The sequence below is a fragment of the Treponema sp. R8-4-B8 genome (assembly GCF_054786175.1).
This window is the reverse complement of sequence record NZ_BDHE01000067.1, coordinates 1-2,145: the sequence shown is the minus strand read 5'-3', so window position 1 is coordinate 2,145 and position 2,145 is coordinate 1. Positions and strand designations below refer to the sequence as shown.

General features: G+C 42.5%; 2 protein-coding genes and 1 pseudogene. All 3 read right to left on the bottom strand.

Annotated features, from left to right (window positions below; all coding sequences use genetic code 11):
- Positions 1 to 448 (bottom strand): leucine-rich repeat domain-containing protein (locus ACYVRA_RS06220; protein WP_461251882.1); only part of this gene is annotated, 448 nt, incomplete at its 3' end.
- 23 nt (positions 449 to 471) lie between these two features.
- Positions 472 to 1,743, bottom strand: a complete 1,272-nt coding sequence (locus ACYVRA_RS06215) for a caspase family protein (protein WP_461251881.1) — start codon at positions 1,741 to 1,743, stop codon at positions 472 to 474.
- A 168-nt stretch (positions 1,744 to 1,911) separates the two neighbouring features.
- A pseudogene (locus ACYVRA_RS06210) lies at positions 1,912 to 2,061 on the bottom strand (WD40 repeat domain-containing protein); the annotation flags it as partial.
- Positions 2,062 to 2,145: the final 84 nt, after the last annotated feature.

Genomic DNA, 2,145 nt, shown 5'->3' with positions numbered 1-2,145 from the left:
CAACAAAAGCACCACTACCAATATATATTACGCTTTCGGGAATTATTACAGATGTAAGTTGATTATTAGAAAAAGCGCTATTTCCAATAAATGTAACGCTATCCGGAACTGATAACTCACTTATTTCATTATATGAAAACGCTCCCCAACCAATATAAGTCAGTGAAACAGGCAAATTAACACTTATTAATTTATTATCACTAAAGGCGAAATTATCAATAGTAGTTATACCTTGTGGAATAAATACGCTTTTAAGTCCCTTGCTATCAAAAGAACGTTTACCAATTACTGTTACATCTCTTTTGCCTATTCTTTGCGGTATAACAATATCTTTTTTATGCCCTTTGTATTTGACAATTACAAGAGTTCCGTTGGACAGTTTTTCCATTTTGTATTCACTGCAAGAGACTAAAAGTACGACAAATGTTAAAATTAAAAACTTTTTCATAATTCCTCCTATTTTACCATGCCTTATTTTAACACCGCCATTTCAAATTCGTCCAGACCTTCGGGTCTTGAAACATAAGGCGTTTGCTGACCCTCTGTCAATGCCGGTATTTTATCCTTTATGTATAATTCAAGGGCGGTTGCCGTGATTACTCCCTTTTTCATCAGATCGGCTTCGCCTTTTAAGCCTTGTAAAATCGCATAGGTAAATACCCCATGTTTGTACTGGTCGCTTTCCCAAGACGTTTGGTCGCCCCTGCTTGACGTGAAAATAACCGCACTGTCCTTTATGGAAGAATTATCCTTAAAGCTGTTTATTAACCGGTCATTATTTACCCTTTGTATAAGGCCGCTGCCTGTTCCCGCCGAATGGCATGAGTCTATAAAAACAATTTTTCTTCCGGGTCTTGCGAGTACGGATTGAATTTGTCCGAATGATATTACTTTGGAATCTTTTATTGTACCATTTTCAAAAGCGGCGTCTGAAGGCATAAAGTAAAAGTTACCGTATTGGTCGTTCACTCCATGACCGGACATAAAGAGCATTACCACGTCATTTGGCTGCGCCTGTCGCAAGAAACTGAAACCGTCTTGAATATTTGTTACTGTCGGCGGAATAGAAGTACCGTCCGCAATTAGTCTTGTATTAACTTTGGCGTAGCTTTTTCCTTCCTGCGCTTTGAAAAAATCAATAATTGCTTTTGCGTCATTTACGGCGTATTTGAGAGGAGAAAAATGCACTTTATCATCATAATTGTTTACGCCTATTGATAATATCCACAAATTTGGTTTAGTATTCTGCGCCGTAACAGGCTGTCTGTATGTTACTTCCACGCTGTCCCTGCCCTCTGAATACGGATTGGTTGCAAATACTTCAATGAGGTTTTTCCCGGGTTCAAGGGTAAGGTTAAATTTAAATTCCGCGCGGTTCGTGTTTTCATTAAAGCGTATTCCTGTAGGCTCAAGGTCGCCGCCTTTTACGCCGCTAATGCCCTTCATGGCTTCGGAACTGATAAGTTTTCCGTTTACATGGACTTTGACGGTTTTGATGGGCTGGCTTGGCTGGTTCTGGTCTACTACCGTAACCGACAGTTCAACCTGACTTGATGATAATACCGCACCGTTTTTCGGGCTGTTGATTACCACCACCGGGGGCTTGAATGAATTGGCGTTTTGTATGTTAGTGATGACACGCACAGGTTCGGGTCTGCCCTGCAAGCGGGCTTCCACGATCTGCGGTCTGTAGAAAGTACTGCGGTACTGGTCTATGCCGTAAACATTATTGCCCACACGCACATTGAGGTATTTATCGCCGTTAGGTGAAGCGTTGTAGTAACCGTCAGGGGTTATAACAAGCCATTCGCCGTCTCTGAATGCTATGAATTGGGCAATTTCTTTTCCACTTGCCGTATTCCACAGCTTGATTGTTCCATCACCGGAGCCTGAAAGAACCTGCCTTCCGTCAGGGCTGAACGCTACGGACGAAACATAATTAGTATGCCCTGAAAAGGTTCTTATCTCCTTGCCGCTTGCCGCGTCCCACAGCTTGATTGTCCCATCATCAGAGCCTGAAAGAACCTGCCTTCCGTCAGGGCTGAACGTTACGGACGAAACATAACCAGTATGTCACGAACTTGTTCTTACCTCCTTGCCGTTTGCCCCCCCCCAGAGGTTTATTGTTCCATCACCGGAGCATGA